26 protein-coding genes are annotated in these 26,651 nt (G+C 62.4%); 14 read left to right on the plus strand and 12 right to left on the minus strand.

All coding sequences use genetic code 11. The features are described from left to right. Positions 1–11 precede the first annotated feature (11 nt). The gene (gene dnaK, locus ACESL9_RS00320) at positions 12–1,931 is read right to left on the minus strand and encodes a molecular chaperone DnaK (protein WP_372610368.1); all 1,920 of its coding nucleotides are present in this window, start codon (positions 1,929–1,931) and stop codon (positions 12–14) included. A gap of 224 nt (positions 1,932–2,155) precedes the next feature. Here dnaK and ACESL9_RS00325 point away from each other — a divergent pair, with 224 nt between their 5' ends. Further along, the gene (locus ACESL9_RS00325; RefSeq protein ID WP_372610366.1) at positions 2,156–2,779 is read left to right on the plus strand and encodes an alpha-ketoglutarate-dependent dioxygenase AlkB family protein; all 624 of its coding nucleotides are present in this window, start codon (positions 2,156–2,158) and stop codon (positions 2,777–2,779) included. A 22-nt stretch (positions 2,780–2,801) separates the two neighbouring features. Here ACESL9_RS00325 and ACESL9_RS00330 read toward each other — a convergent pair whose 3' ends face one another. Further along, positions 2,802–3,626 carry an ABC transporter permease gene (locus tag ACESL9_RS00330; protein ID WP_372610364.1) on the minus strand — a complete coding sequence of 275 codons (825 nt, stop codon included), beginning with the start codon at positions 3,624–3,626 and terminating at the stop codon, positions 2,802–2,804. A 134-nt stretch (positions 3,627–3,760) separates the two neighbouring features. On the opposite strand from ACESL9_RS00330, the gene cysQ reads away from it, so the two are divergent. From cysQ to ACESL9_RS00375, 9 genes are all read left to right on the plus strand, one after another. Beyond that, positions 3,761–4,558, plus strand: coding sequence for a 3'(2'),5'-bisphosphate nucleotidase CysQ (gene cysQ / locus ACESL9_RS00335; protein WP_372610362.1), 798 nt, complete (start codon positions 3,761–3,763; stop codon positions 4,556–4,558). Beyond that, entirely contained in the window at positions 4,555–5,355 is an 801-nt protein-coding gene (locus ACESL9_RS00340; RefSeq protein ID WP_372674375.1) for a 3-deoxy-manno-octulosonate cytidylyltransferase, read from the plus strand. Before cysQ ends, ACESL9_RS00340 begins: the two co-directional genes overlap by 4 nt. Then, positions 5,352–6,623 (plus strand): glycosyltransferase family 2 protein, encoded by a 1,272-nt coding sequence (locus ACESL9_RS00345; RefSeq protein ID WP_372674376.1) that lies wholly within the window; start codon positions 5,352–5,354, stop codon positions 6,621–6,623. Before ACESL9_RS00340 ends, ACESL9_RS00345 begins: the two co-directional genes overlap by 4 nt. A gap of 107 nt (positions 6,624–6,730) precedes the next feature. Beyond that, a complete protein-coding gene (gene galU, locus ACESL9_RS00350) occupies positions 6,731–7,624 on the plus strand; it encodes a UTP--glucose-1-phosphate uridylyltransferase GalU (protein ID WP_372610356.1) in 894 nt (297 codons plus the stop codon). 27 nt (positions 7,625–7,651) lie between these two features. After that, positions 7,652–8,635, plus strand: coding sequence for a UDP-glucose 4-epimerase GalE (gene galE / locus ACESL9_RS00355; RefSeq protein ID WP_372610354.1), 984 nt, complete (start codon positions 7,652–7,654; stop codon positions 8,633–8,635). After that, complete coding sequence (locus ACESL9_RS00360) at positions 8,625–9,869, plus strand: glycosyltransferase family 4 protein (protein ID WP_372674378.1); 1,245 nt, start codon at positions 8,625–8,627, stop codon at positions 9,867–9,869. Before galE ends, ACESL9_RS00360 begins: the two co-directional genes overlap by 11 nt. A gap of 51 nt (positions 9,870–9,920) precedes the next feature. Next, positions 9,921–10,931 carry a glycosyltransferase family 2 protein gene (locus ACESL9_RS00365; RefSeq protein ID WP_372610350.1) on the plus strand — a complete coding sequence of 337 codons (1,011 nt, stop codon included), beginning with the start codon at positions 9,921–9,923 and terminating at the stop codon, positions 10,929–10,931. After that, positions 10,928–12,688, plus strand: a complete 1,761-nt coding sequence (locus ACESL9_RS00370; RefSeq protein ID WP_372674379.1) for a beta-1,6-N-acetylglucosaminyltransferase — start codon at positions 10,928–10,930, stop codon at positions 12,686–12,688. Before ACESL9_RS00365 ends, ACESL9_RS00370 begins: the two co-directional genes overlap by 4 nt. Then, a complete protein-coding gene (locus ACESL9_RS00375; RefSeq protein ID WP_372674380.1) occupies positions 12,689–14,116 on the plus strand; it encodes a nodulation protein NodH in 1,428 nt (475 codons plus the stop codon). 5 nt (positions 14,117–14,121) lie between these two features. Here the strand turns inward: ACESL9_RS00375 and ACESL9_RS00380 are convergent, their stop codons facing one another. From ACESL9_RS00380 to hydA, 10 genes are all read right to left on the minus strand, one after another. Next, a complete protein-coding gene (locus ACESL9_RS00380) occupies positions 14,122–14,586 on the minus strand; it encodes a PTS sugar transporter subunit IIA (protein ID WP_372610344.1) in 465 nt (154 codons plus the stop codon). A gap of 44 nt (positions 14,587–14,630) precedes the next feature. Next, entirely contained in the window at positions 14,631–15,200 is a 570-nt protein-coding gene (hpf, locus tag ACESL9_RS00385) for a ribosome hibernation-promoting factor, HPF/YfiA family (protein WP_372610342.1), read from the minus strand. Positions 15,201–15,428: 228 nt separating this feature from the next. Then, positions 15,429–16,199, minus strand: a complete 771-nt coding sequence (lptB, locus tag ACESL9_RS00390) for an LPS export ABC transporter ATP-binding protein (RefSeq protein ID WP_372610340.1) — start codon at positions 16,197–16,199, stop codon at positions 15,429–15,431. After that, on the minus strand, positions 16,192–16,686 hold the full coding sequence (lptA, locus tag ACESL9_RS00395) for a lipopolysaccharide transport periplasmic protein LptA (RefSeq protein WP_372610338.1): 495 nt from the start codon (positions 16,684–16,686) through the stop codon (positions 16,192–16,194). Before lptA ends, lptB begins: the two co-directional genes overlap by 8 nt. Before the next feature lie 4 nt (positions 16,687–16,690). Then, on the minus strand, positions 16,691–17,335 hold the full coding sequence (gene lptC, locus ACESL9_RS00400) for an LPS export ABC transporter periplasmic protein LptC (RefSeq protein WP_372610336.1): 645 nt from the start codon (positions 17,333–17,335) through the stop codon (positions 16,691–16,693). Beyond that, positions 17,307–18,275 (minus strand): SIS domain-containing protein, encoded by a 969-nt coding sequence (locus ACESL9_RS00405; protein WP_372610334.1) that lies wholly within the window; start codon positions 18,273–18,275, stop codon positions 17,307–17,309. The genes lptC and ACESL9_RS00405 overlap by 29 nt, the downstream gene beginning before the upstream one ends. Further along, positions 18,272–18,886, minus strand: coding sequence for a ribonuclease D (locus ACESL9_RS00410; protein WP_372610332.1), 615 nt, complete (start codon positions 18,884–18,886; stop codon positions 18,272–18,274). The genes ACESL9_RS00405 and ACESL9_RS00410 overlap by 4 nt, the downstream gene beginning before the upstream one ends. A 102-nt stretch (positions 18,887–18,988) precedes the next feature. Next, positions 18,989–20,287 (minus strand): malonyl-CoA decarboxylase, encoded by a 1,299-nt coding sequence (locus ACESL9_RS00415; protein ID WP_372610330.1) that lies wholly within the window; start codon positions 20,285–20,287, stop codon positions 18,989–18,991. A gap of 199 nt (positions 20,288–20,486) precedes the next feature. Then, the gene (locus ACESL9_RS00420; protein ID WP_372674381.1) at positions 20,487–21,329 is read right to left on the minus strand and encodes a PhzF family phenazine biosynthesis protein; all 843 of its coding nucleotides are present in this window, start codon (positions 21,327–21,329) and stop codon (positions 20,487–20,489) included. Beyond that, positions 21,329–22,717, minus strand: a complete 1,389-nt coding sequence (hydA, locus tag ACESL9_RS00425; protein WP_372674382.1) for a dihydropyrimidinase — start codon at positions 22,715–22,717, stop codon at positions 21,329–21,331. Before hydA ends, ACESL9_RS00420 begins: the two co-directional genes overlap by 1 nt. Positions 22,718–22,828: 111 nt before the next feature. Between hydA and ACESL9_RS00430 the strand changes: the two genes are divergently transcribed. The 4 genes from ACESL9_RS00430 to ACESL9_RS00445 all read left to right on the plus strand — a co-directional run bounded on the left by ACESL9_RS00430 (position 22,829) and on the right by ACESL9_RS00445 (position 26,648). Then, the gene (locus ACESL9_RS00430) at positions 22,829–23,476 is read left to right on the plus strand and encodes a GntR family transcriptional regulator (RefSeq protein WP_372610324.1); all 648 of its coding nucleotides are present in this window, start codon (positions 22,829–22,831) and stop codon (positions 23,474–23,476) included. 94 nt (positions 23,477–23,570) lie between these two features. Beyond that, the gene (locus tag ACESL9_RS00435) at positions 23,571–23,963 is read left to right on the plus strand and encodes a VOC family protein (RefSeq protein WP_372610322.1); all 393 of its coding nucleotides are present in this window, start codon (positions 23,571–23,573) and stop codon (positions 23,961–23,963) included. Between the two features lie 78 nt (positions 23,964–24,041). Then, positions 24,042–25,601 carry an ABC transporter substrate-binding protein gene (locus tag ACESL9_RS00440; protein WP_372674383.1) on the plus strand — a complete coding sequence of 520 codons (1,560 nt, stop codon included), beginning with the start codon at positions 24,042–24,044 and terminating at the stop codon, positions 25,599–25,601. Positions 25,602–25,682: 81 nt separating this feature from the next. Further along, positions 25,683–26,648 (plus strand): ABC transporter permease, encoded by a 966-nt coding sequence (locus tag ACESL9_RS00445; protein ID WP_372610318.1) that lies wholly within the window; start codon positions 25,683–25,685, stop codon positions 26,646–26,648. Positions 26,649–26,651 lie beyond the last annotated feature (3 nt).

Raw genomic sequence — 26,651 nt, forward strand, 5'->3', positions numbered from 1 at the left:
TCCCTGAACGCTTACGCGCGCTTGTCGTCATCAAGGTCTTCGAAGTCGGCATCGACGATATCGTCGTCGCCCTGCCCCGAATCAGCGGCCGATGGTTCTTCATCGCCACCCTCTTCCTGGCTGGCCTTGTAGATCGCCTCGCCCAGTTTCATGGCCGCTTCGGTCACGTTCTGGATGCCGGACTTGATCTTCTCGGCCGTGACATCCTCTTTCTCGAGGTCTTCCTTGAGCGCGGAGATGGCAAGCTCGATCGCCTCGACGGTTGTCGGATCGACCTTGTCGCCATGCTCTTCCAGCGACTTCTCGGTCGAGTGGATGAGGCTCTCGGCCTGGTTGCGGGCCTCGACGAGTTCCTTGCGGGCCTTGTCGGCCTCGGCGTTCGCCTCGGCGTCCTTGACCATCTTCTCGATGTCCTCTTCGGAGAGACCGCCCGACGCCTGGATGGTGATCTTGTGTTCCTTGCCGGTGCCCTTGTCCTTGGCCGAGACGTTGACGATGCCGTTGGCGTCGATGTCGAAGGTCACCTCGATCTGGGGCATGCCGCGCGGTGCCGGCGGAATGTCCTCTAGGTTGAACTGACCCAGCATCTTGTTGTCGGTCGCCATTTCACGCTCGCCCTGGAAGACGCGGATCGTCACCGCGGACTGGTTGTCCTCTGCGGTCGAGAAGATCTGCGACTTCTTGGTGGGGATCGTCGTGTTGCGGTCGATCAGGCGGGTGAACACGCCGCCCAGCGTTTCGATGCCCAGCGAAAGCGGGGTCACGTCGAGAAGGACCACATCCTTGACGTCGCCCTGGAGCACGCCGGCCTGGATGGCGGCGCCCATGGCAACGACCTCGTCGGGGTTGACGCCCTTGTGGGGTTCCTTGCCGAAGAACTTGGTCACTTCCTCGAACACCTTGGGCATCCGGGTCTGACCGCCGACCAGCACGACCTCGTCGATGTCATCCTTGGAAAGGCCCGCATCCTTGAGCGCGGCCTGGCAGGGCTTGAGCGATGCCTTGATCAGGTCGGAGACGAGGCTTTCGAGCTTGGCCCGGGTCAGCTTCATCACCATGTGGAGCGGCTGCCCAGTGTCCTTGTCCATCGAGATGAACGGCTGGTTGATCTCGGTCTGGCTGGAGCTGCTGAGTTCGATCTTGGCCTTTTCGGCGGCTTCCTTGAGCCGTTGCAGGGCCATCTTGTCCTTGGTCAGGTCGACGCCATGCTCTTTCTTGAACTCCTCGGCGAGGTAGTTGACGACCCGCATGTCGAAGTCTTCGCCGCCAAGGAAGGTGTCGCCGTTGGTCGATTTGACTTCGAACAGCCCGTCGTCGATTTCGAGGATGGTCACGTCGAAGGTACCGCCGCCGAGGTCATAAACCGCGATGGTGTGGCTGTCCTGCTTGTCGAGACCATAGGCCAGCGCCGCGGCGGTCGGCTCGTTGATGATGCGCAGCACTTCGAGACCGGCGATCTTGCCGGCGTCCTTGGTCGCCTGACGCTGGGCGTCGTTGAAATAGGCGGGCACGGTGATGACGGCCTGCGTCACCTCTTCGCCGAGATAGCTTTCGGCGGTTTCCTTCATCTTGCCGAGGATGAAGGCGGAAATCTGGGACGGCGAATATTTCTCGCCCTTGGCTTCGACCCAGGCGTCGCCATTGCCGCCGTCGATGACGGAAAAGGGCATGTTCTTCTTGTCCTTGGCCAGATCGCTGTCGTCGAAACGACGACCGATCAGGCGCTTGACGCCGAAGATGGTGTTTTCAGGGTTGGTGACGGCCTGACGTTTGGCCGACTGGCCGACGAGGCGTTCATCGTCTGTGAAGGCGACGATCGACGGGGTCGTCCGTGCCCCTTCGGCGTTTTCGATCACGCGCGGTTGCGCACCATCCATGATGGCGATGCAGGAGTTGGTGGTTCCGAGGTCAATACCGATGACTTTGGCCATGTTTTTCGATCCCTTCTACTTCAAGGCGATTTTCGAGGGCCGGACCCATTATGGCATCCACCCCCGGCTTTGGGGCGCCGTGTCCGGTTCCGCCAGTTCGCGGCGCTTCCGGGCGTATATAGGCAGGCAGTTTTGGCGCTGCAAGCACCGGTATCGCCAAGAGATTGCAAATATCCGGTGTTTTTTGCACCAATCGCCGGAATCGGACGTAACAAGGGGTTGGGATGAACGAATGTGAGCGGATCGAACTGCGCGGCGTGACCGTGTTCAGACGCGCGCTGGATGAAGGCGCGCAGGCCGGGCTGGTGGACCGCATCCGCGAGATCGCCCGCGCGGCGCCGATGTTTCACCCCGAAACGCGCTGGGGCAAGCGGATGAGCGTCAAGATGACCAGCGCCGGAAAATTCGGCTGGGTCAGCGACCGGCGCGGCTATCGTTACGAACGCCGGCACCCGTCGGGTGCAGACTGGCCGCCGATCCCGGCTGCGGTGCTGGAGATCTGGGAACGATTCGGAGCGGTCGCGACGCCCGCCTTGCGCGCGCCGGAATGCTGCCTGGTCAACTACTATGGCGAGGGCGCGCGGATGGGGCTGCATCAGGACCGGGACGAGGCCGACTTCGCGCAGCCGGTTGTGTCGGTCTCGCTGGGGGATGCGGGGCTGTTCCGCGTCGGCAATACCGAACGCGGCGGCAAGACCGAATCGATCTGGCTGGAGAGCGGTGACGTGGTGGTGCTCGGCGGCGCGGCGCGGCTTGTCCATCACGGGGTGGACCGGATCAGGTTCGGGTCGAGCGGGCTCTTGAAGGATGGCGGACGGATCAACCTGACGCTGCGGGTGGTGACATGAGGTGCAGGACCGCCACAAGCGATCAGCGCCGCGCGCTCCAGCTCAGCGAGGCGTGGCGGCGGGTATAGAATTCGCCGATCAGCCCGATCATCAACAGGGCGATGCCGACGATGATCGGATATTCGAGGCTCGAATTGCGCGGAAAGTAATTCACGAAGATGAAGCCACGCGCCTGGTCGATGGCATGAAAGAGCGGGTTCCAGTCGAACATGGCCAGCATGTAACCCGGCAGGGTATTGGCGACGAACATCTTGCCCGAAGCGATCATGTTGGCGCGGGTATAGAAGGTGCTGAAGATCGACACGAATGTCGGAAACCACGGCTTGATCGCGAGCAGCACGACCCCCACCGCGAACCCCGTGAACCACGCGATCAGAAAGGCACCGAAAGCGGCAACCGGTTGTTCGATGACAAAGCGATTGATGATCACGTAATAGCCGAACAGGATCAGGAAGAGCGACAGCACCTGGATATAGAGCGCCCCCAGGGCCGCCGAGAGAATCGACACGATGGTGTTCATCGGCGCGTGCTGCATCATCGGTGCGGCCGGGCCTTCGGAGCCGACCACCGCGCCCAGCGTCTTGACATGGGTCATGTAGAGAAAGATGCCCGACATGATGTAGAGCAGGAAGTCACCGCGAATCGCCGAACGGCGCAGACCCAGCAGCGAGAACATCGCGTAGAACACCACCACCATGATGGCGACCTGCATCATGTTGATCACAAGCGCCATGACCGCGTTGCCGTGGCTCTTGCGCACCGAACGCACGACCGAGTGATAGACCAGTTCGAGAATGATGAAGGCCGAGCTCAGGCCCGATCGCTTTCGGGGTCGTTGTTCGAACATGGCAACACTGCTCCGCCGGGCACCCGTATTGTGGGACGTATTCCTTGCCGTCCCGTTAGCCGCGGATCATAAGGGGAGCAGGCGATTTTGACAACAAAAGCCGTTGAATAACGCACAGCCAAGGAGCCCCGGATTTGGACCATGAAAAACTGAGCACCGTGATGCGCGAACTGGCCCTCAAGGCGGGCGAGACGATCATGGACGTCTATCGCGCGGACGATTTCGAAGTGAAGGTCAAGTCGGACGCGAGCCCCGTGACCGAGGCCGACGAGGCCGCGGATGCGGTGATCAGCGCCGGTTTGCGCGCCGCCTTTCCCGATCTGTTGCTGATCACCGAGGAACAGGCCGCGTCGCATGCCGAGACAGGCGAGACGTTCCTGATCGTCGATCCGCTGGACGGGACAAAGGAATTCGTCAACCGGCGCGGCGATTTCACCGTCAACATCGCCTATGTCGAGAACGGCGTGCCGGTGCGCGGAATCGTCTATGCCCCGGCGAAAGAGCGGATGTTCTATACATTGCCCGACGGCCGCGCGATCGAGGAGGAAGGGCCCTTTGATCCGATCCGCGCCGGCGAAACCCGTCCCATCCGCGTGGCCGAGGCCGACAACGGCGCGCTGATGGTGGTTGCGTCGAAATCGCATCTCACCGACGAGACCCGCGACTATATCGCGAAATACGCCGTGAAGGATTTCAAGAGCGCGGGATCGTCGCTCAAGCTCTGCCTCGTGGCGACGGGCGAAGCCGATCTCTATCCGCGTGTCGGGCCGACGATGGAATGGGACACGGCAGCCGGTCACGCGGTTCTTGTGGGCGCCGGCGGAAAGGTGGTGCGGTTCGACGATCACACGCCGCTGCGCTATGGCAAGCCGGGCTATCGCAACCCCTATTTCATCGCCCATGCGCCCTCGGTGGAGTTGAAACAGGCATGAGCGTTCTGATCGTCATTCCGGCGCGTCATGCCTCGACCCGCTATCCCGGCAAGCCTCTGGCCGCGTTGACCGGAGCAGACGGCACGGCCAAGAGCCTGATTCGGCGGTCATGGGAGGCCGCGCGGGGCGTGTCGGGCGTCGACCGGGTGGTGGTGGCCACGGATGACGCGCGCATCCGCGACGCGGCCGAGAGGTTCGGCGCCGAGGTGGTGATGACCTCATCCGCATGTCGCAACGGGACCGAACGCTGTGCCGAGGCGATTGTCGCGCTGGGCGGTGGGTTCGACATCGTGGTCAACCTTCAGGGCGATGCGCCGCTCACGCCGGCCTGGTTCGTCGAGGCGTTGATCGAAGGATTGCAGGACGATCCGGCGGCCGCGGTCGCGACACCGGTGCTGCGCTGTGACGGGCGGGCGCTGAACGGGTTCCTCGAGGACCGCCGCGCCGGGCGCGTGGGCGGCACGACCGCGGTGTTCGACCGCCGGGGTCATGCGCTCTATTTCTCGAAAGAGGTGATCCCGTTCACCGGGCGAGCCTATGACGATGCGGATGAAACGCCGGTCTTTCATCACGTGGGTGTCTATGCCTACCGACCCGCGGCGCTGCGCGATTACGCGGGCTGGGAAATGGGGCCGCTGGAGACGCTCGAAGGGTTGGAGCAATTGCGCTTCATGGAGCAGGGGCGGCCGGTTCTGTGCGTCATGGTCGAGGCGCGAGGACGACAGTTCTGGGAATTGAACAACCCCGAAGACGTGCCCCGGATCGAGGCGATGATGCGCGAGATGGGGATGGCATGACCCCGCCGCCGGTCAGCGTCGTCATCGTGAGCCGCGACCGGCCCGAAAGCCTGATCTGGTGCCTGACAGGGGTGGCGGGGCTGCGCTACCCGGGTTTCGAGGTGGTGGTCGTCGCCGATCCGCCGGGCGTGGAGGCGGTGCGCGCCAGCCGGTTCGCGGGGCGCGTCAAGCTGATCCCGTTCGACCGGGCCAACATCTCGGAAGCGCGCAACCTCGGGGTAGCGCAGGCGGCGGGCGAGGTTGTCGCCTTCATCGACGATGACGCGGTGCCCGAGCCGACATGGCTGACTTTCCTGACCGAGCCGTTTGCCGATCCGGGCGTGGCGGCCGTGGGCGGGTTCGTGCGCGGGCGCAACGGGATTTCCTTTCAATGGAAGGCGCGGATGGTCGACACCTGCGGACGCGCCGAACCTCTGGACGTGGACGAGGCGCAGCCCACGGTTCTGCACCCGGGGCCGGGGCAGGCGATCAAGACCGAGGGGACCAACATGGCGCTGCGGCGGCAGGTCCTGGCCCGGCTGGGCGGGTTCGATCCGAACTTCCGGTTCTATCTCGACGAGACCGACCTCAATATCCGGCTGGCGCGGGCAGGCATGGCGACGGCGATTGCCCCGATGGCGCAGGTGCATCACGCCTATGCCGCAAGCCCGCGGCGCAGCGCGGATCGCGCGGTGCGCGACCTGCACGAAATCGGGGCGAGCTGGGCGGTGTTCCTGCGCAAGCATTGCCCCGAAGATCAGCGCGCCCGGCGCTGGCAGGAGGTGCAGAACGACGAGCACGCACGGCTGGACGACCAGCAGGCGCGCGGGTTGATCGACGCGGCCGACGCGCCGCGTATTCTTGCCAGCCTCTCCAGGGGGTTCGCCGATGGCCGCCAGCGCGAGATCGCCGACCCGCCCGGGATCGAGCCATCGCAGGCCGGGTTCCTGCCGTTCCCGTGGGCCCAAGGGGCGTCGGTCGTCCTTGCGGGGCGCATCTGGCAGGCGCGGCGGATCCGCCGCGAAGCGCGCGACCGGGTCGCACGCGGTGAAACGGTGAGCCTGTTCCTGTTCTCGCCCACGACACGGTTTCACAAGGTGCGGCTCAGCCCCGAAGGCGTGTGGGAACAGGTGGGTGGGCTGTTCGGGCGCAGCGACCGCGATGCCCCGCTTTTCCGACTCATCGGGTTCAGGGCACGGGTCGATCAGGAATCGCGGCGCGTGGCCGCGTTGCGCGACCTGAACGGTGCGGATCAGGACAAGCGGCAACACTCCGCGATTTTGCCGTGACTATTCAAAAATCTTGTTGGACAGGTATGTTTCGCCGCAAGAATTGTGTGGTAAGCAATCCCTGCATTATCCACCAATGACATGATTGAACAGTGAGGTTTATCAGCATGAAGAACAAGGTAACCAAGGCGATCTTTCCGGTTGCAGGTCTTGGCACCCGGTTCCTGCCCGCCACGAAATCGGTTCCCAAGGAAATCATGACGTTGGTCGACAGGCCGCTCATTCAATATGCAATCGACGAGGCGCGTGCGGCCGGAATCAAGGAATTCATCTTTGTCACGTCACGCGGCAAGGGCGCACTGGAAGACTATTTCGATCACGCGCCGGTGCTCGAACAGGAGCTGCGCAAGAAGAACAAGACCGAGCTTCTGGAGATTCTCAAGAACACCAACATGGATTCGGGCGAGATTGCCTATATCCGTCAGCACAAGGCCATGGGTCTGGGTCATGCGGTCTGGTGCGCACGACGCCTGATCGGGAATGAACCCTTCGCGGTCATGCTGCCCGATGACGTGATCGCGGCGAAAAAACCTTGCCTGCAACAGATGGTCGAGGCGTTCCAGGAAAACCCTGGCTGCATGGTGGCGGCAATGGAGGTTCCGAGAGCCAAGACCTCGTCCTACGGGATCCTCGACGTGGCCGAGGACATGGGTACGCATGTATCGGTCAGGGGCATGGTCGAGAAGCCCGAGGCCGACGCGGCCCCGTCGAACCTTGCGGTGATCGGTCGCTACATTCTGACCCCGAACGTGATGCGCAACCTCAACCAGATCAAGGCGGGATCCGGCGGCGAGATCCAGTTGACCGATGCGATTGCCATGGAGGCGGCCGAGGGCCGGCCGGTCAATGGTTACCGCTTCTCAGGGCAGCGGTTCGATTGCGGTTCGAAAGCGGGTTTCCTTCAGGCCACGGTCTCCTTCGGTCTCGCCCGCGAGGAATTGCGTGACGGGTTGATGGAATACCTTCAGGATCTGCTTCATGTAGACAAGGCGGCGCAATAGGCCCGTCACTCGGAGCGGGAGAAGCACGTGAAGACAGTTCTGGTGACCGGCGGGGCGGGCTATATCGGCTCGCACGCATGCAAGGTGTTGGCGCGGGCGGGGATCACGCCGGTCACGTTCGACAATCTTGCAACCGGCTGGCAGGAAGCGGTGAAATTCGGCCCGTTCGAGCAGGGCGATCTCCTGGATCGGGGCCGCCTGGATGACGTGTTTGCCGCCCACCGGCCCGATGCGGTGATGCATTTCGCCGCGCTGAGCCAGGTTGGCGAGAGCATGGCGCAACCGGGACGCTACTGGCGCAACAACGTCACCGGATCGCTCAACCTGATCGAGGCGGCGGTGGCGGCGGGGTGCATGAATTTCGTGTTCAGCTCGACCTGTGCGATCTATGGCGATCAGGACAACGTGGTCCTGGACGAAAGCTGCGCCCAGCGCCCGATCAACGCTTATGGCAAGTCCAAGCGTGCGATCGAGGAGATCCTGGAAGATTTCGGCGCGGCGCATGGGCTGCAATCGGTGATCTTTCGCTATTTCAACGTGGCGGGCGCGGATGACGCGGCAGAAATCGGCGAGTTCCACCAGCCCGAGACGCATCTTGTTCCGCTGATCCTCGATGCGATCGACGGGCGGCGCGGGGCGCTCACTGTGTTCGGCATCGATTACGACACGCCCGATGGCACCTGCATCCGCGATTACGTGCATGTGATGGACCTCGTGGAGGCACATGTCCTTGGGCTGCGCTGGCTTGGGGCGGGCAAGGGCAGCCGGGTGTTCAACCTTGGCACCGGACACGGGTTCTCGGTGCGCGAGGTGATCGCGGCGGCCGAGGCGGTGACGGGGCGCGAGGTGCCGTTCGCCGAAGGGCCAAGGCGGGCGGGAGATGCGACGCGGCTGGTTTCCGGCTCGGTGCGGGCCGGGCAGGATCTGGACTGGACACCGGGCCGGTCGACGCTGGAGCAGATGATTTCGGATGCCGCGCGCTGGCACAAGGTGGGCCACTATGAGAGGTAAACCCGGCGAGGCGAGGCTATTGGATCTGACCCGGCTGATCAGCCGGGCAGGGCGCGTGCCGACCGGCGTAGACCGGGTGGAACTGGCCTATCTGCGGGCACTGGTGTCGGCGAAGACCCCCGCGTTTGGCCTTGTGCGCACGTCGTTGGGTTACGTCCTGCTGGACGAGGACGGCATGTGCGCGATGGCCGAGCGGGTCGAGGGGCGGGTGCCCTGGGGGCCGGCGGACCGGTTGTCGCGGCTGTCGCGCAGGCTTGACCCGGTGCAGCGGCGCGGGCAATCGGACGCGCGGCGGCTGGCCCGGGCAAGGACCGTGCGCCCGGGTCTGAAACGGATGCTGGCGCGGCACCTGCCGCAGGGCACGCGCTATTTCAACGTCGGCCATACCAACCTGACCGAACGGATGACGCAGGCGATGAAACAGGGGGTGAACGGCACGATCAACGTGATGGTACATGACACGATCCCGCTGGATCATCCGCTTTACCAGCGACCCGAAAGCATCGAGCGGTTCCGAAGGATGATGGGCCGGGTCAGCCGCGATGCCGATCTGGTGATCTATAATTCGCGCCACACGCGGCAGAGCGCCGAGCGCCACCTCGAAGAGATCGGGCGCGTTCCGCCGGGACTGGTGGCCAAGCTGGGAGTCGAGCTGTCCGAGCCACGACCAGGCGACCTTCCCGCGGGGCTACCGCCCGAGGGGGTCTATTTCGTCACCGTCGGCACGATCGAGCCACGCAAGAACCATGCGCTTCTGCTCGATATATGGGAGCGGATGGTGAAACAGACCATTCCGCAGGAGATTCCGCATCTGGTCATTTGCGGGCAACGGGGCTGGATGAACGAGGAGCTGTTCTTTCGCCTCGACCGGTCCGCGTTGCTGGGTCAGCATATCCATGAATACGGCGATTTGAGTGACGGGGCGATCGCGGCACTCGTGCAGGGGGCGGCGGGCGCGCTTTATCCCAGCTTTGCCGAAGGCTTTGGCCTGCCGATGGCCGAGGCGGCGTCGATGGGGGTTCCGGTGATCTGTGCGGATTTGCCGGTTTACCGGGAGGTGCTTGGGGATATTCCCGTTTACGCAAGCCTGAAGGACAGCTATCTTTGGCAAAGAAGAATAACATCCCTGGCAGACAGTCAGAGGGCGGGCAAGGCAGGAAGTGGTCACGCGGCCAAGGGTTTCGAGCCACCGACGTGGGGCGGGCATTTCAACGCGGTCTTAAAGATGGCGTGATAAGACCCGGACAGTTCCGCAATTTCCTGCCATGTGCAAAGAGGGGCGTCAGTGGGCGTTGTGCAGTCATACCGTCTGAGGCTTCAGCGCAAGCGCTGGCGCATCCGCGCATTTCGCAAACGGCGTGAATTGCGGGCCATTTCCGACCGGACGGCACGGATCAGGCCCGATGACATCCTGCTGTTTTCGACCCAGCGCAACGAGAAGATCCGCCTGCCATATTTCCTGCATTATTACCGCGAGATGGGGGTGAATCATTTCCTAATCGTGGACAATGACAGTGACGACGGCAGCCTCGAATACCTGATGAAACAGCCCGACGTGTCGGTCTGGCACACGCGCAAGAGCTACAAGCGGTCGCGGTTCGGAGTCGACTGGCTCAACTGGCTGCAATGGCAGCACGCGCATGGGCACTGGTCGCTGGTGGTCGATCCCGACGAGTTTCTTGTCTATCCGTTCTGCGACACGCGGCCGCTCAGGGCGCTGACCGACTGGCTCGATGCGTCGTCGATCAAGTCGTTCAGCGCGATGCTGCTCGACATGTATCCCAAGGGGCGGATCGACGCCCAGCCCTACCAGGAGGGGCAGAACCCGCTGGAGATCACGAGCTGGTTCGACAGTGGCAACTACATGATCCAGAAGAACGGCAAGTTCGGCAACCTGTGGATCCAGGGCGGGCCGCGGGCACGGGTGTTTTTCCGCGACGCGCCGGAAAAGGCCCCGGCGCTCAACAAGATCCCGCTGGTCAAGTGGGACCGGCGCTATGCCTATGTCAGCTCGACCCACATGCTTTTGCCGCGGGGGCTCAACCTTGTCTATGACGAGTGGGGCGGGGAGAAGGCCAGCGGCGTTCTGTTGCATACGAAGTTCCTCGATACGTTCACCGCAAAGGCGCAGGAAGAGCTGGACCGCAAGCAACACTACGCCGCCAGCATCGAATACAGGGCCTATGCCGAAACCCTGGCCCGGAACCCCGATCTCTGGTGCAAGTGGAGCGAGAAATACATCAACTGGCGGCAGCTCGAGATCCTGGGGCTGATGTCCAAGGGGAACTGGGCATGACGCGCCGGCCGCCACATTGGGGCAGCGTCGGTATCGTGATGCTGGTGCATACGGCGCTGGACCGGGCCGAGCAGGTGGCGCGGCACTGGCACGCGGCGGGTTGCCCCATCGTCATTCATTGCGACAAGTCCACGCCGCGCCGCGCCTATGAGGCGTTTCGCGAGGCGCTGGCCGATCTGCCAGATATCCGGTTTTCACAACGTCATCGCTGTGAATGGGGAACCTGGGGCATCGTTGCCGCCACGCAGGAAGCCAGCGAACTGATGCTGGTGGAGTTTCCGAAGGTCCGGCATGTCTATCTGGCCAGCGGATCGTGCCTGCCGCTGCGCCCGGTGCAGGAGTTGATCGACTACCTGGCCGAACGGCCACGCACCGATTTCATCGAAAGTGCGACCACCGCGGACGTACCCTGGACCGTCGGAGGGCTGGACGAGGAGCGCTTTACCCTGCGGTTTCCGTTCTCGTGGAAGCGGCAGCGGCATCTCTTTGACCGATACGTCGCGATCCAGCGCAAGATCGGCTTCAAGCGCAAGATCCCCCGCAATATCCTGCCGCATATGGGCAGCCAGTGGTGGTGCCTGACGCGACAAACCCTGTCGGCCATCCTGCAAGACCCCGAGCGGCCGACCTATGACCGGTATTTCAGGCGTGTCTGGATTCCTGACGAGAGCTATTTCCAGACGCTGGCCCGGCTCTATTCCACCAGTATCGAGAGCCGGTCGCTGACGCTCTCCAAGTTCGATTTCCAGGGCAAGCCGCATATTTTCTACGACGACCACCTGCAACTCTTGCGGCGGTCGGATTGCTTCGTGGCGCGCAAGATCTGGGCCCATGCCGACCGGCTTTACGAGGCGTTCCTGACCAGCCCCGAGGGCGCGATGAGCCGGACCGAGCCGAACCCCGGCAAGATCGACCGCATTTTCGCCAAGGCGGTCGAGCGCCGCACGCGCGGCCGTCCGGGGCTTTACATGCAAAGCCGGTTTCCCAACGAGGGTTGGGAGAACGGCATGACGGGTGGTCGGTACTCGGTGTTCCAGGGGTTTGCCGAACTGTTCGAGAATTTCGAGCCGTGGCTGGCCAGGTCCACCGGTGCGCGGGTGCATGGGCATCTCTTTGCGCCGGACCGGGTGGAATATTCCGGCGATCAGCCAGTGATCAACGGCGCCCTGTCCGACAGCGCGGCGGCGCGCGACTACAATCGCAAGGCATTCCTGACCAACCTGATCTGGAACACGCGCGGCGAGCGGCAGTGTTTTCAGCTTGGCCCCGCCGACATTCCCAACCCCGTCGCAGATCAGCAAGAGGATCCCGACATGGAGCTGAGCTGGATGCTGGCACGTGATCCCAACGCCCAGATCAGCATCATCAGTGGGGCCTGGGCCCTGCCCCTGTTCAAGTCGAATCGCAATTTTGCCGACATTCGCGCCGAGGCCGCACGGTTGCAAAAGGTCGAGAGCGAGCATCTCGACGTGCTGCGCAGCCCGTATTCCAAGGCGCGCATCCGCATCTGGACCATGGCGGATTTCATAGAAAGCCCGATGGAATCGCTTCAGACCATCATCGACGAGATCGGCAACAAGGGGTTGCGCCGCCTGGCCGAGGCCCCGCGCATGACCGACCTGACCGGGTTCGGGCAGTTCCTGCAGAACCTCAAGAACCAGGGGATGCACCCCTATCTGATGGGCGATTTCCCGGTTGTCGGCCAACCGGTCGGAAGCGACAACGACAAGCCACGCAAACCTTACCTGGTGCAATAGATGCAAAGCCCCTTCGACTATTTCGTCGTTTTCGCCGAGATGCGGACCGGTTCGAACTTCCTTGAATCGAACCTCAACGCCTTTCCGGGCCTTTCCTGCCTGGGCGAGGCGTTCAATCCGCATTTCATCGGCTATCCCAATCGGGAGGAATGCCTCGGCGTGAGCGAGGAGGCGCGCAACCGTGACCCGATGGTGCTCATCGAGGCGATGAAACAGGCGCCGGGACTCGCGGGGTTCCGGTTCTTTCACGATCACGATCCACGGGTTCTCGAATCCATCCTGTCGGACCCGCGCTGTGCCAAGATCATCCTGACGCGCAACCCGGTCGAAAGCTATGTGAGCTGGAAAATCGCGCAGGCGACCGGGCAGTGGAAGCTGACCAATGTGCACAAGCGCAAGGAGGCGAAAGCCCGGTTCGACGCCCGAGAGTTCAAGGCGCATCTCGAAGAGTTGCAGGATTTCCAGGTGATGCTGCTACGGGCGCTTCAGACCACGGGGCAGACCGCGTTCCATGTCGCCTATGAGGATCTACAGGATGTCGAGGTGATGAACGGCATCGCCAGATGGCTGGGGCAGCCGGACCGGCTCGACAATCTGGAAAAGAACCTCAAGCGGCAGAACCCCGAACCGATTTCCGAGAAGGTCGAGAATTTCGACGAGATGCGCGCGGCGCTGGCCGATCTTGACCGGTTCAACCTCAACCGGACCCCGAATTTCGAGCCGCGGCGGGGGGCGGTTGTGCCGAGCTATGTCGCCTGTGCCAAGGCGCCGCTGATGTATCTGCCGATCAGGTCGGGGCCGGAGGCCGAGGTGCGGTCCTGGATGGCTGCGCTTGACGGGGTGGACGGGGCCGCGCTCTTGACCGGTTTCAATCAGCAGAGCCTGCGGCGCTGGATGCGCGGCAACCCCGGGCACCGGTCATTTACCGTGCTGCGGCACCCGGTGGCGCGGGCGCATCATGCTTTTGTCACACGCATCCTGATGACCGGAAAGGGCAGCTTTGCCAATATCCGCAAGACGCTGCGCCGGGTGCACAAGTTGCCCATTCCCGCCGAGGCGCCCGACGCGGCATGGGGTCCGAGCGAGCATCGCGCGGCTTTCCTCGCGTTTCTCGAATTCGTCAAGGCCAACCTGTCGGGCCAAAGCGCGGTGCGCCAGGACGCGGCCTGGGCCAGCCAGGCGGGCATCCTGCACGGCATGGGCAGTTTCGCGTTGCCGGATTTCGTTCTGCGCGAAGAGGAACTGTCCGCCTACCTGCCCGCGATCGCGCAGCAGGTGGGGCGAGCGGATGCGCCCGAGCCGGCAGAAGCACCCGCCGAAGGGCCGGTCACGCTCGCCGAAATCTATGACGAGAAGATCGAAGCCGCCGCGCAGGATGCCTATCAGCGCGATTACATGGTTTTCGGCTTCGGGGCCTGGCGGGATTAACCCCCTCAGACGGCCTGGGCGGATTGGTTCTCGGTCAGGATGGTATAGAGCGTGGCAGGATCGGAATTGGCGCGCAGTTTCGCACAGACATCCGCATCACGCAGGGTTCGCGACACCCGAGCCAGCGCCTTGAGGTGCTCGACGCCCGCTTCCTTCGGGGCGAAGAGCGCAAAGGCGATATCGACCGGTTGACGATCGACCGCTTCGAAGTCAATGGGCTTTTCGAGCATCACGAACACCCCGACCACCTGATCGACATCCCCGACGCGGGCATGTGGCAGGGCGACGCCGTGGCCGACCCCCGTCGGCCCGAGGCTTTCACGCTCGAGCAGCGCATCAACCGCGCGGCTGGTGTCGAGACCATAGACCGTGTTCGCGATCTCGCCGATTTCATGCAGCAAACGCTTCTTGCTCGAGGCGGTCGATATGACTTTGACCGCCTCAGGCTTGAGGATGTTGGAAAGTTCCATCCGTGTCGCTCCGACAATGCGGGACGCGGCGCGACCCGATCACCTCAGTTTTGCGGGTCGATCCAGCCGATATTGCCATCATCGCGGCGATATACGACGTTCAACCCGTCTTTACCCTCTTTGCGGAAGACAAGAACAGGGGCACCCGCGAGTTCCATGTGCATGACCGCCTCTCCGACAGAAAGGGATGGAATGCTGGTTTCCATCTCGGCCACGATGATGGGTTGAAGGTTCGCGGGTTCCGAATCCTCGTCTTCGTGATCTGAGGCGAGGATATACGAGGACGCCTGCATAAGTTCAACCGGTTCGGCGCGCTCGCGGTGATGATCCTTCAACCTTCGCTTGTAGCGGCGCAACTGCTTTTCCATCTTGCTGGCGCAAGCGTCGAATGCGGCATAGATTTCAGTGGCATGGGCCTTGGCCGAAGCGGTCAGCCCGGTCGAGAGATGCACGATGGCTTCGCAGACGAATTCGTGCGCGCTCTTGGAAAAGATGATGTTCGCATCGGTGGGGCGTTCTGCATACTTGTTGATCACCGCGCCAAGCTCGTTCTGAACATGGGTCTGAAGTGCGGTCCCGATGTCGATGTGTTTTCCGCTGATCTGATAGCGCATCTTGTCTCCTTTGCGTGACAATTCGGGCGTTTTCCGGGGGTGTCCCGCGGCTCTTGTTATTCCCGAATGCTGAAACATGACCGCCGTGATGGCTGCCCGCCATGATTGCCTGACATGCAGGTCATGATGAGGGGCGAGGCGATATCCACGGCTGTCATGGGATCAGTTTGGTGTAATCCGAGCGAGCAAGTCAATCGAATCCGATGCCGCATCGCGACAGGTTTACTTTCACGAAATGCGGAAATTTTCGCCGAGGTAGACGCGGCGCACATTCTCGTTTTCCACCACATCCTTGGGACTGCCCGACATCAGCACCTTACCGTCATGCAGGATATAGGCACGATCGACGATTTCGAGGGTTTCGCGCACGTTGTGATCGGTGATCAGCACCCCGATACCACGTTTCCTGAGATCGGCAACAAGGTGGCGGATGTCGTTCACGCTGATCGGGTCGACCCCGGCAAATGGCTCGTCGAGCAAGAGATAATTGGGATTGGCCGCAAGGCAGCGGGCGATTTCCACGCGGCGGCGTTCGCCCCCCGAAAGGGCCATCGCGGGCGCGCGACGCAGGTGTTCGATGGAAAAATCCGACAAGAGCTCTTCGAGGCGTTCGCGGCGCTTGTGGCGGTCGGATTCGGCGATTTCGAGCACCGCGAGGATGTTGTCCTCGACGCTCATGCCGCGAAAGATCGACATTTCCTGTGGCAGGTAGCCGATGCCCAGTTTCGCACGGCGATACATCGGCAGCCCGGTCACGTCGCGCCCGTCAACCAGCACCTGCCCGCCCTCGGGAAAGATCAGGCCACAGATCGCATAGAAACAGGTTGTCTTTCCGGAACCGTTGGGGCCGAGCAGGCCGACCACCTCGCCGCGCTGGAGATCCATCGACACGTCACGGATGACGACGCGCTTCTTGTAGCTCTTGCGCAGATTGCGAATGTGCAGGCCCGAGCTGCCCCGGGTGAGCGTGAGATCGGGCTTTGCGGGTTGATCAGTCATTGGATTGCAACACCGTCCTGACGCGGCCCTCCATCCGGGCGGTGCCGTCATGCGTGTCGACCGTCATCCGGTCGGACGTGAGTGCCGACTGCCCCTGGACCAGCAGGACATCGCCCTGCATCAGGATCGTGCCGCTTTCGACCGAGTAATCGGCACTCTCGGCTTCGGCCGAGTCATCACCGGAAACCAGCGTGACGCCGCCTGACGCCTTGAGCCGCTGGATACGATCTCCAGCCTGATCATAGAACACCTCGACCGTGGGGGCGGAAAGGCGCATTTCGCCCTGCACGATCAACACGTCGCCGGTAAAGATCGCGGTGCCGTCGTCCTGATCGACCGAGAGCGTCTCGGCGGTGACCTCGACCGGCTGTGCGGGATCCTGCTCGACATCACCAAAGGCTATCTCGGCCCCCTGAGAAGTGGCAGTCACGGGCAAGAGGGCAAGGCAGAGGGCGGCGGCAAGGGCGCGCAAGAGAGCTTGGTTCAATGGACTATTCCTCGATATCCTGCGGATCATATATCAGCTTGACACCATCGGTGAAGAGCAGCCTTGCGTTTTCGCCATTCTCATCCGTGGTCAGCAACATGCGTCCGGCCGTAAAATCACCGGGCGGCCCTGTCCCCACTACCGCGCCGGGGCTTTCTGCGCGAATGCTGCGCATCCCTGAAATGAGTTGGTCGGTGGTGATCTCGTAGCCCGTCGAACTGGTTACCACGACATCACCGGTCAACTCGGCCCTGTCATTGCCCTGATCGACGATCCCTTCCCGAGCGGAGAAGGTGATCTCCGAGCCACTCGCGAGGGTGATCCGGGCAGAGAGCATTTCGGCAAGGCCGCGGGAGGGGTTCTCGGGATCGGGGCGGGCCGACGCCGAACGAAACAGGATCAGGTCGCCGTTTTCCGTGGCGCCCGCCAATTCGGGCGCGGTGACCCGTTCCTCGCGGGCCCGTTCACGCAGGTCGATGGTGGTAAACGGGATCGTCGTTGCCGGATCGATGTTACGCGACAACAGAAAGAGCGTGGAGAGAATGGCCAGGGCCGCGATCGGAAGCAGGATCTTGAGCCACGCAACGAAACGCGAGTAGAAATCACCCCGCGCCGACATATCAGCCCAGTCCGATCCGAAGGCAGTCATGGATATGGATCAACCCGAGGGGCCGGCCTCCATTGCCTGCGTCGGTAACGAAAAGACAGGTGATCTTGACCGCATTCATCAATGCAACGGCCTCTTCCGCAAGGGCATCGGGGGCGATGGTGCGGGGGGTGCGGGTCATGACGTCGCCGGCCTTGTGATCGAGAAGTCCGGCCATGTGGCGGCGCAGGTCACCATCGGTGATGATCCCGTCGAGCAGGCCACCGGCATCGGTGACGCCGACCACGCCAAAGCCCTTGCGGCTGATTTCAAGAAGCGCCTCGGACATGGGCGTTTGCCCCGTGACCAACGGCAGGGCGTCGCCCGTGTGCATCAGGTCGCGGACCCGGCTGAGCCGCGCACCGAGCTTGCCGCCGGGATGAAACTCGCGGAAATGCTCGGGCGTGAAGGCGCGGTGCTCCATCAGCGCGATGGCCAGCGCATCGCCCAGAGCGAGGGTCATCGTGGTGGTGGAGGTAGGCACGATCCCTGTGCCGCAAGCCTCGCCCGCCGGGGGCAGAACGATGGCCACGTCGGCCTGTTTCAGAAGCGTGGATTGCGCATGAGAGGCAACCCCGATCATCGGGATCGAGAACCGGCGGGTATAGGCGATCATGTCGGCCAGTTCGGGCGTTTCGCCCGAGTTCGAGAGCATCAGTACCACGTCGCCCTGCACCATCATCCCCAGGTCGCCGTGGCTGGCTTCGGCGGGGTGTACGAATTGTGCGGGCGTGCCGGTGCTGGCCAGTGTGGCCGCGATCTTGCGTGCGATATGGCCGGACTTGCCCATGCCCGAGACGATCACCCGGCCCCGGACGGCAAGGATGAGGTCGATCGCCGCGGCAAATCCATCACCCAGCCCGTCGGCCAGCATGGTCAGCGCGTCGGCCTCGGTGCGGATGACGCGGCGCGCAGCGGCGAGGAATGTTTCATGGTCGGTCATGTATGGGCAAAGATATCCGTTTCCGGCCAACCCGCCAAATCGAGTTGGGCACGGATGGGCAGGAAGCGGAAACATGCCTGTGCGATCTCGCTTCGACCTTCGCGGGCGAGTCGCTCTTCGAGCTTGTCGCGCAGGGCGTGGAGATAGAGCACGTCCGACGCGGCATAGTCGAGTTGCGCCTCGCTCAGATCCTCGGCACCCCAGTCGGACATCTGCTGTTGCTTGGAGATGTCGACGCCCAGCATTTCCTGCAACAGAAACTTGAGCCCGTGGCGGTCGGTATAGGTACGCACCAGTTTCGAGGCGATCTTGGTGCAGTAGACCGGGGCAGTCATCACGCCGAAAGTATGCAGCAGGACGGCAATGTCGAAGCGGCCGAAATGAAACATCTTGAGCACGTCCGGATCGGCCAGCATGGCCGTGAGATTGGGCGCCTGCGTCTGGCCCTTCATGATCTGGACAAGATGGGCCTCGCCGTCGCCCGCCGACATCTGCACGAGGCAAAGCCGGTCGCGATGGGGGTTGAGGCCCATGGTTTCACAGTCGATGGCGACGACTGGCCCGAGATCGAGCCCGTCGGGAAGGTCGCCCTTGTAGAGATGATTGGCCATCTGGGTTGCGCCTTTGGCTGTGGTTCCTGGACTTGTCGGGCCCTGCGGGTCTTATCGGGCGAGGCCCGGTCGAGATCAAGGGGCGAGTTCGGTGGCCCGCGCTCAGTCCCTGGCCGCCCGTGACGCAAGGGTGCGAATTTCGGAGGACTGGGCAATCTCCGAACTGTTGGCATAGGCTTGGTGGTTCGTCTCGATCCGGCTGTCGTCATAAAGGTAGTTGACCATCGCCCCCCAAGAGTTTGCCATGCCGCGCGGGCCGGGATCGGCCTCGGCATGGGCGTGGGCAAGGATCGCACCATTGCCAAGGTGAAAATGAGCGACCGGGTCGAGCGCGGCACCGCTCGACCGGCGGGCACGGGTGAGATAAAGCGCCGTCACCTCGCGCAGAGTTGCGGGGTCGGGAGGCGCGTCATCGTCGCGTTCGGACAGGGCCTTGCGCAGATGCTTGGAAAGCAGGCCGTCCTCGGCCTGCATCTCGTTCTCCACCCAGCGACGCAGGCCCGGAACCGGCGACAGTGTGACAAAGGTCGCAAGCCCCTCGATGTCACGGCGCAGTTCCTCGACGACCTGCTTGATCAGGAAATTGCCGAAGGAAATGCCGCGCAGGCCAACATGGCAATTCGAGATCGAATAGAACACCGCGACCCGGGCCTTCTCCGGCGGGATGCGGTCGCGGTCGGGATCGAGGATCGGGCCGATGGCGCCGGGGATATCACGTGTAAGGGCGATCTCGACAAAGATCAGCGGATCATCGGGCATGGCCGGGTGGAAGAAGGCGAAGAGCCGCCGGTCAGGATCGCCGACGCGCTGGCGCAGATCATCCCAGCCCCGAATCTCGTGCACCGCCTCGTAGGTGATGATGTTTTCCAGAACATTCGCGGGCGTGCGCCAGTCGATCCGGCGCAGTTCGAGAAAGCCGCGGGTGAACCACGAGGCAAAGAGATGGCGAAAATCCTGATCGAGGCTGGTCAGTGCCGGGTCTGAGCGGGCATCGCGCAGGAGTTCTGCGCGCAGCCGCACCAGCCTTGCCGTGGCGCCGGGCACACGGTTGAAGGCGCGGATGAGTTCCTGTGAGCGCGGTTCGGCGGCGAAATGCACGCGTCGCGCGGCCGCAACGTCACCGGGAACATAAGTGGCCAGCGCATGTTGCAGCCTGGTTTCATCGGGTCCGAACTCGTCGGCGATCCGGACAAAGGCGGCGCGGCGTTGGTCCGGCGTCGCCTGTTCCAGCCGATCGAGAATATGCCGCGCAAGCACGAGGCCCGACACCTCGCTGCGGGTATCAAGCAGCGAGTGACACAGATCGACCGGGTCTTCGCTTTGCCGGCCGCGACCGAGCACACCGAGGCCCGAGCCGGCAAGGCGGCGGAACATGTCGCTGATGAATCTGGTTTCGGGCATGGATCGCCATCCGTTGTGAGTCGGCGCGACTATATTGCGATCGACACGGCGCGTCACGCGGGCAAGGCGCGAGGTGTGCAGACCGGAACTCGGGAAACTGGTGCACAACAAGGATGACCGGCAGCGGGGCACAGTTTCCTGGTCATTGGAAGGCTTCCGGATCGTGGGAGCGAAGTGAACTCACAGCAAGCGTCAGGCATCAAAGCATTACGGTCCCGTCGATCAGGATGCGGACATCGCCACCCACCGTTAACCGCCCGTCCTGGTCGTGTTGAAGGTGAACGCGTCCCGTCCGACCGATTGCGGTACCCTGCGCCACGATGGCAGGCAGGGTCAGACGGCCTTCTTCGGCGAGCCAGCATCCGATTGCCGCGTTGAGCGAACCGGTTACCGGGTCTTCGGACACGCCGTTGGAAGGCGCGAGCATGCGGACCTCGAAATCCAGGCCCGCGCCAGAACCATGCCGGGCCATCAAGCCGATCCCTCTGAACGGGGATTGCTGCAGACGCTGCGCGTTGGCCCCGAGAACGCGGGCGGGGCTGTCCAACTCCAGCAATTGCCACGACGAACCGTTGTCGAGTGTCACGGCCCGGGAAATGCAGTCCGGCGGGAGATCCAGAACTTCGGCGATGTGCCGGCGCATGTCTTCGGCCATCTGGACGATCTTTGTCGGCGGCGCGACGAATGCCGGTCTGCCGCTGCGCAAGTCGATTTCGACAAGTCCGATGCCGCATTCCTGCCGCACCATTGAGGGGTCCAGCGGGGTGCCGCCAGCCGCCAGCCACGCCATGCAGCTGCCAAGGGTCGGGTGACCGGCAAAGGCGATCTCCCGCGTCGTGGTGAAGATGCGCAGCCCGTAATCGGCCCCCGGCGTTTCGGGCGGGAGAAGGAAGGTGGTTTCAGCAACGTTCGCCCACGTGGCGAAGCGCTGCATCTCGTCGGCGTTCAACCCGACGCCATCGACAACGACGGCCAGCGCGTTGCCTTGCGTGGGCTGGTCTGTAAAGACGTCACATTGGATGAAGCGGCGTGCACGGGGCATCAGGCGGTCATCGGAAGCCACTGGCCACGCGGCACGTCCGTGACCAGGGCGCGGTCGCGCACCAGCACCTCGCCGCGCGACAAGACATGCAGTGGCATTCCTTTCACCTCTGTGCCTTCAAAGGGGTTATACCCAGTGTTGCAACTCAGATCGTCAGGGCCATAGGTATGGGAAATCGCCGGGTCCCAGAGCGCCAGATCGGCGTCAAAGCCCACGGCAATCGCGCCTTTACCCTCAAGCCCGAAGGCGCGGGCAGGGGCAGTCGCGGTAAGGCGGGCAAATGCCTCGAGTCCCATGCGTCCCTGGCTCACCATGGCATTGAACATCAGCGGAAGGCGGGTTTCCAGGCCCGGCATTCCGTTAGCGATCTGGTTGAAAGATGCGTCTTTGCCGTGTGCGAACTTGCCAGTCGCGTCCAAGCGGTAGGGGGCATGATCCGAGGTCACCAGTTCGATCGTGCCGTCAGCCATGGCGTCCCAAAGCGCCACTTGATCGTCTCGGCTGCGCTGCGGCGGAGAACACATGAAGCGGGCAGGATTCTCACGCTCCAGGATATCGACGGTCATGAACAGGTAGTGCGGGCAGGTCTCGGCTTGTACCTTCGCGCCACGTGCGCGGGCCTGCCGAATGATTTCAGCACCTTCGCGGGTGGAGACATGAAAGATCATGATCCGCGCGCCGGTGAATTCGGCGAAACGGCACATGCGATCAATCGCCTCTATCTCGGCCTCGCGCGGGTGGGAGGCAGCATGGTATCTGGGTGCGGTCTTGCCCTCGACGAGCAGTTTGTCCGTCATGTGGCGGATCAGCCCGTCATTCTCGGCATGGAAGCACACCAGGGCGCCCGCATCCCGCGCCTGCGCAAGAATGTCGAGGATCGACTTGTCGTCCTGGCGCACCTTGGCATAGGTGGTGAATATCTTGATCGACCGGTGACCTTCGGCGATCAGCGAGGGAATATCCTCGGCGAGATTGCCGTTGCCGGTATCGGCCACGATCATGTGGAACGCGTAGTCGATCATCGCGCCTTGCTCAGCGAGGGCAGCATAATCACCCACCACCTGTCGCATCTTCTGGCCCGCATGCTGCGCGGCGAAGGAGACGACAGTCGCCGTGCCGCCCTTCGCCGCTGAACGGGTGGCCGTGGCGAAGGTATCGGCGTTCATCAGACCTGCGCCGGACATCTGTTCGATGTGGCAATGGGTATCCACACCGGCCGGCAGGACTAGCAGGCCCGCCGCATCGATCTCATGCGCTGCTGTGCCATCGAGCCTGGCGCCAAGCGCGGCGATTCGGCCGTCGGCAATCGCGATGTCCTGCCTTGTCGTGCCTTCAGGGGTGACAACAGTTCCCCCCCGGACGATCGTGTCGTATTCATTGATCTGCATGGTGGCCCACCGCTGTGGTTTCGTTTGGCATACTATTTGTATACCACTATATGTACTTGGGAAAGACACTGCGCCGAAAACGGGCGAAATTTGTGCCGGGAGGGATGTAGCATGACCGAAAAATCTCAAACCTTGGGGGATTCGGCGTTTCAGCGGATGAAGGCGATGATTCTCGACGGTACGCTGGAGCCCGGCACGCGCCTGAGCGAGAAAAAGTTCGCTGACCGGCTGGGCGTGTCACGTACGCCCGTGCGCGAGGCCATTGGACAGTTGGTGAGCCAGGGGCTGGCGAAGCGCAACGCCGGTGGCGCCCCCGTGGTGAGCAGCGTGTCCTTGAACGAGATCATGGAGATCCTTCATGTCCGCAGCCTTCTGGAGTGCGAAGCCGCCAGAAAGGCCGCGGTCTCGGGCAGGCCTACGGCGGAATTGGTGGAAATAAAGTCCAAAATGCAAGGGTTTATTGACGGCCCACGTCCCAGCCCGGCAGAGCATTCGGCCTTTGATATGCGCTTGCATTACGCTATCGCCGAGATGGCCGGCTCCAAACTTCTGCTCGAACTGATCGAACGATTGAAGGTCAAGACAGGGATGTATGACCAGGGCTCCATCCCCGACCGTCTGATCCCGGGTTGTGAAGAACATATCGCCTTGATTGACGCAGTGGTCGCCCAGAAACCCGAAGAGGCCGGCGCGGCCATGAAACTGCATTTGAGCAATGTCCGCGAATCGATCATCTCGCATATCTACCACGCCTTCTGATCCGCCTTCACGGGCCGAGGTTTCCAAAGCCGGTTGACTTTGCATTCCATGTGTATACCATTTGCATACACATCCGAAGCACAGTGGAGTCTCCATGCAGGCGCAACGACCCTCCGGCGGCATAGTTCTGGCGATCACCTTTCAGTATTACCGTGACCTGCCCGCCGCGATGCGCTTTTACGAGGACGTGCTGGGATTCACGCTGGCCATCGACCAGGGCTGGTCCAAGATCTATCGCATTGACGGTCAAGCTCATGTGGGTCTCGTCGATGAGACCCGTGGCATGCAGAAATGGCAGGAAAAGAAAACCGTACAGCTTTGCCTGCGGGTGCCGGATGTCGACGTCTGGTATGCCTGGGCTCAGGCCAATGAGGTCGCGGGCCTGACCAGGATGTTTGACAGTGACGAACTGGGCATCCGCGCCTTCGCGATGAACGACACCGAAGGCTACCAGATCGAGGTGCAGACAGCCCGCCCCGGTCACTGAACCCATTCCCGAGACAACAATGAACGAGGTCCGGTCAAGCGGCCCCATCACACATTCCCAACAACGGAGAAGTTCCCGATGAAATACCTGAGTGAAACCGCGCTTCGTGCCAGTGCGCTCGGCGTCGCGTTGATGGCGACGACCGCAAGCGTGGCGCTGGCCGACAAAGCCGTCACGATTGGCCTGACGGCCGACCCCAGCCACCTCTACCCGCTTGCGGGTGAGGAACTGTCATCCAATATCATGTATTACCACATCTATGATCCGCTGGTGAAGCGCAGCACGGACCTGACATTCGGACCCGGTCTGGCCGAAAGCTGGGAAAACGTCGACGACACCACATGGCGTTTCAAGTTGCGCGAGGGTGTCAAGTTCCACAACGGCAATGACTTCACCGCCGAGGACGTGGTGTTCACCGTTGAGAAGGCACGCGAGTCGATCCGCCCCGACCTCGTGGCAAATATCGCCTCGATCACCGCTGTTGACGACATGACCGTCGAGATCAAGACGCCCAAGCCCTATGCGGTCTTGCCCAACGATCTGGCCGAACTGCTGATCCTCGACAAGGAATACACGACAGAGGTCGGCGATGAGAAAATGGACCTCGAGCCGATGGGCACCGGCCCTTACAAGCTGGAAAACTGGACCAAGGAAGAGAAGCTGGTCCTGAGCGCCTTCGACGATTACTGGGCAGGTGAGCCCAAAATCGACACAGTGACATTCCGCCCGATCACCAACCCGGCAACCCGTACCGCGGCGCTGCTGACCGGTGAAGTGGATGTGATTCAGGATCTTGCCGTGCGCGATGTGGACCGGGTGAAGTCCGAAGACGGGTTCGAGGTGATCACCCGACCCAGCCTACTGAACCTGGTGCTGGCCATGGACATGCGAGAGAAGTCACCGACCATCGAGGGCGAAAACCCGATGACCGACCAGCGCGTGCGCGAAGCCATCGCGCGCGCGATCGACACCAACGCGATCAACGAGATCGTCATGAACGGTCTGGCCACGCCCAGCGACCAGTTCGTGCCGGAATCCCATATCGGCTATGCCGATGGCATGAGCTTTCGCGAGATGTATCCGGTGGACATCGAAAAGGCCAATGAGCTGATGGCCGAGGCGGGTTATGCCGATGGTTTCACCATGACGCTAGATGCCACCAACAACCGGTACGTGAACGACGCCCAAATCGCACAGGCACTGGCATCGATGCTGGCCAAGATCAACATCGATCTGGAGCTGAACATCATGCCCAAGTCGAACTTCTGGGGTTACATCCGCGTTCCGACCGAGAATTCCAGCTTCATCATGTCGGGTTGGGATGTTCCGGCGGGGGATGCGGGGTCCATGTATGGCGCGCTCTTCTATACCCGCGACAAGAAGGAAGGCTACGGTCAGGTCAACCGTGGATCCTATTCCAATCCGGAGCTGGACGCGCTGGTCGACAAGGCCGACGCCACCCCCAGCATCGAAGAGCGGGACGCATACCTTCAGGAAGCCTCCAAGCTGCTGCTCGAGGACATTCCGATGATCCCCGTGCACTACGAGCAGGACATCTATGCCGTGCGCGATGGTATCCACCTCGAGCCGCGCGTGGACAAGTTCATCTGGGCCTTTGACATGGACGTGGCCGAATAAGGGCACGCACCTGCGGCCCCGGCAACAGAAAGGCTGCCGGGGTCATTCCAGTTTCCCGCCTGCGAAAGACTGTTGCCACCCATGACCGGATATATTTTCAAACGACTGCTCCAGATGACCCTCGTGTTATGGGTCGTTTCCGTGATCGTCTTCCTCATGATGAGTTTCACCGGCGACCCGGTGTTCATGGTGGTGCCCATCGATGCCACCGATGCCGAGATCGCGCAGGCGCGGCGCCTGTTGGGTCTCGATCAATCGCTTTTTGTGCAATACGGGCGCTTTGTCACCAGTCTTGTTCAGGGGGATTTCGGAAATTCCTATGTCTTTCGCCAGCCGGCGATGGCGTTGATCCTGGAACGGCTGCCGGCCACGTTGGAAATGGTGCTGGTCGCCATGGCGCTGGCACTGGCCGTGGCGATTCCCTTGGGGGTCTATGCCGGGGCCAACCCGAACAGCCGCATAAGCCGCACCATCATGGCCGGGTCGCTTCTGGGCATCTCGCTGCCCGGTTTCTGGGTCGGCATGGTGCTCATCTTCCTGTTTGCGGTGCATTGGGGGATCTTTCCGTCCTCCGGGCGTGGCGACACGGCCGAGATATTCGGCCTGCGCGTCAGCCTTCTGACTGCGGATGGGTGGCACCATATCATCCTGCCCGCGGTCACTTTGTCGCTGGCGACCATGGCCATCCTCCTGCGCATGACTCGCGCGGGCATGATGGAGGTCAATCGGCAGGATTTCATGAAATTCGCCCGCGCCAAGGGCGCGACGCGCCGTGACGTGCTCTATAAGCACGGGCTGAAAAACGCGCTGATCCCCGTCATCACGATCTTCGGCCTTCAACTGGGCGATCTCATCGCCTTTGCCACGATCACCGAGACGATCTTTTCCTGGCCCGGAATGGGGAAGCTGCTGATCGACAGCATCTATCGCGCCGATCGGCCCGTGATCGTTGTCTACCTGATGCTTGTCGCGCTGATCTTCGTGGTCATCAATTTCCTCGTCGATATCATCTACACGCTGATCGACCCGCGCATCACGTTGAAATGAGGG

Origin of the sequence: Aquicoccus sp. (assembly GCF_041686535.1) — a bacterium.
Lineage (GTDB): Bacteria > Pseudomonadota > Alphaproteobacteria > Rhodobacterales > Rhodobacteraceae > Aquicoccus.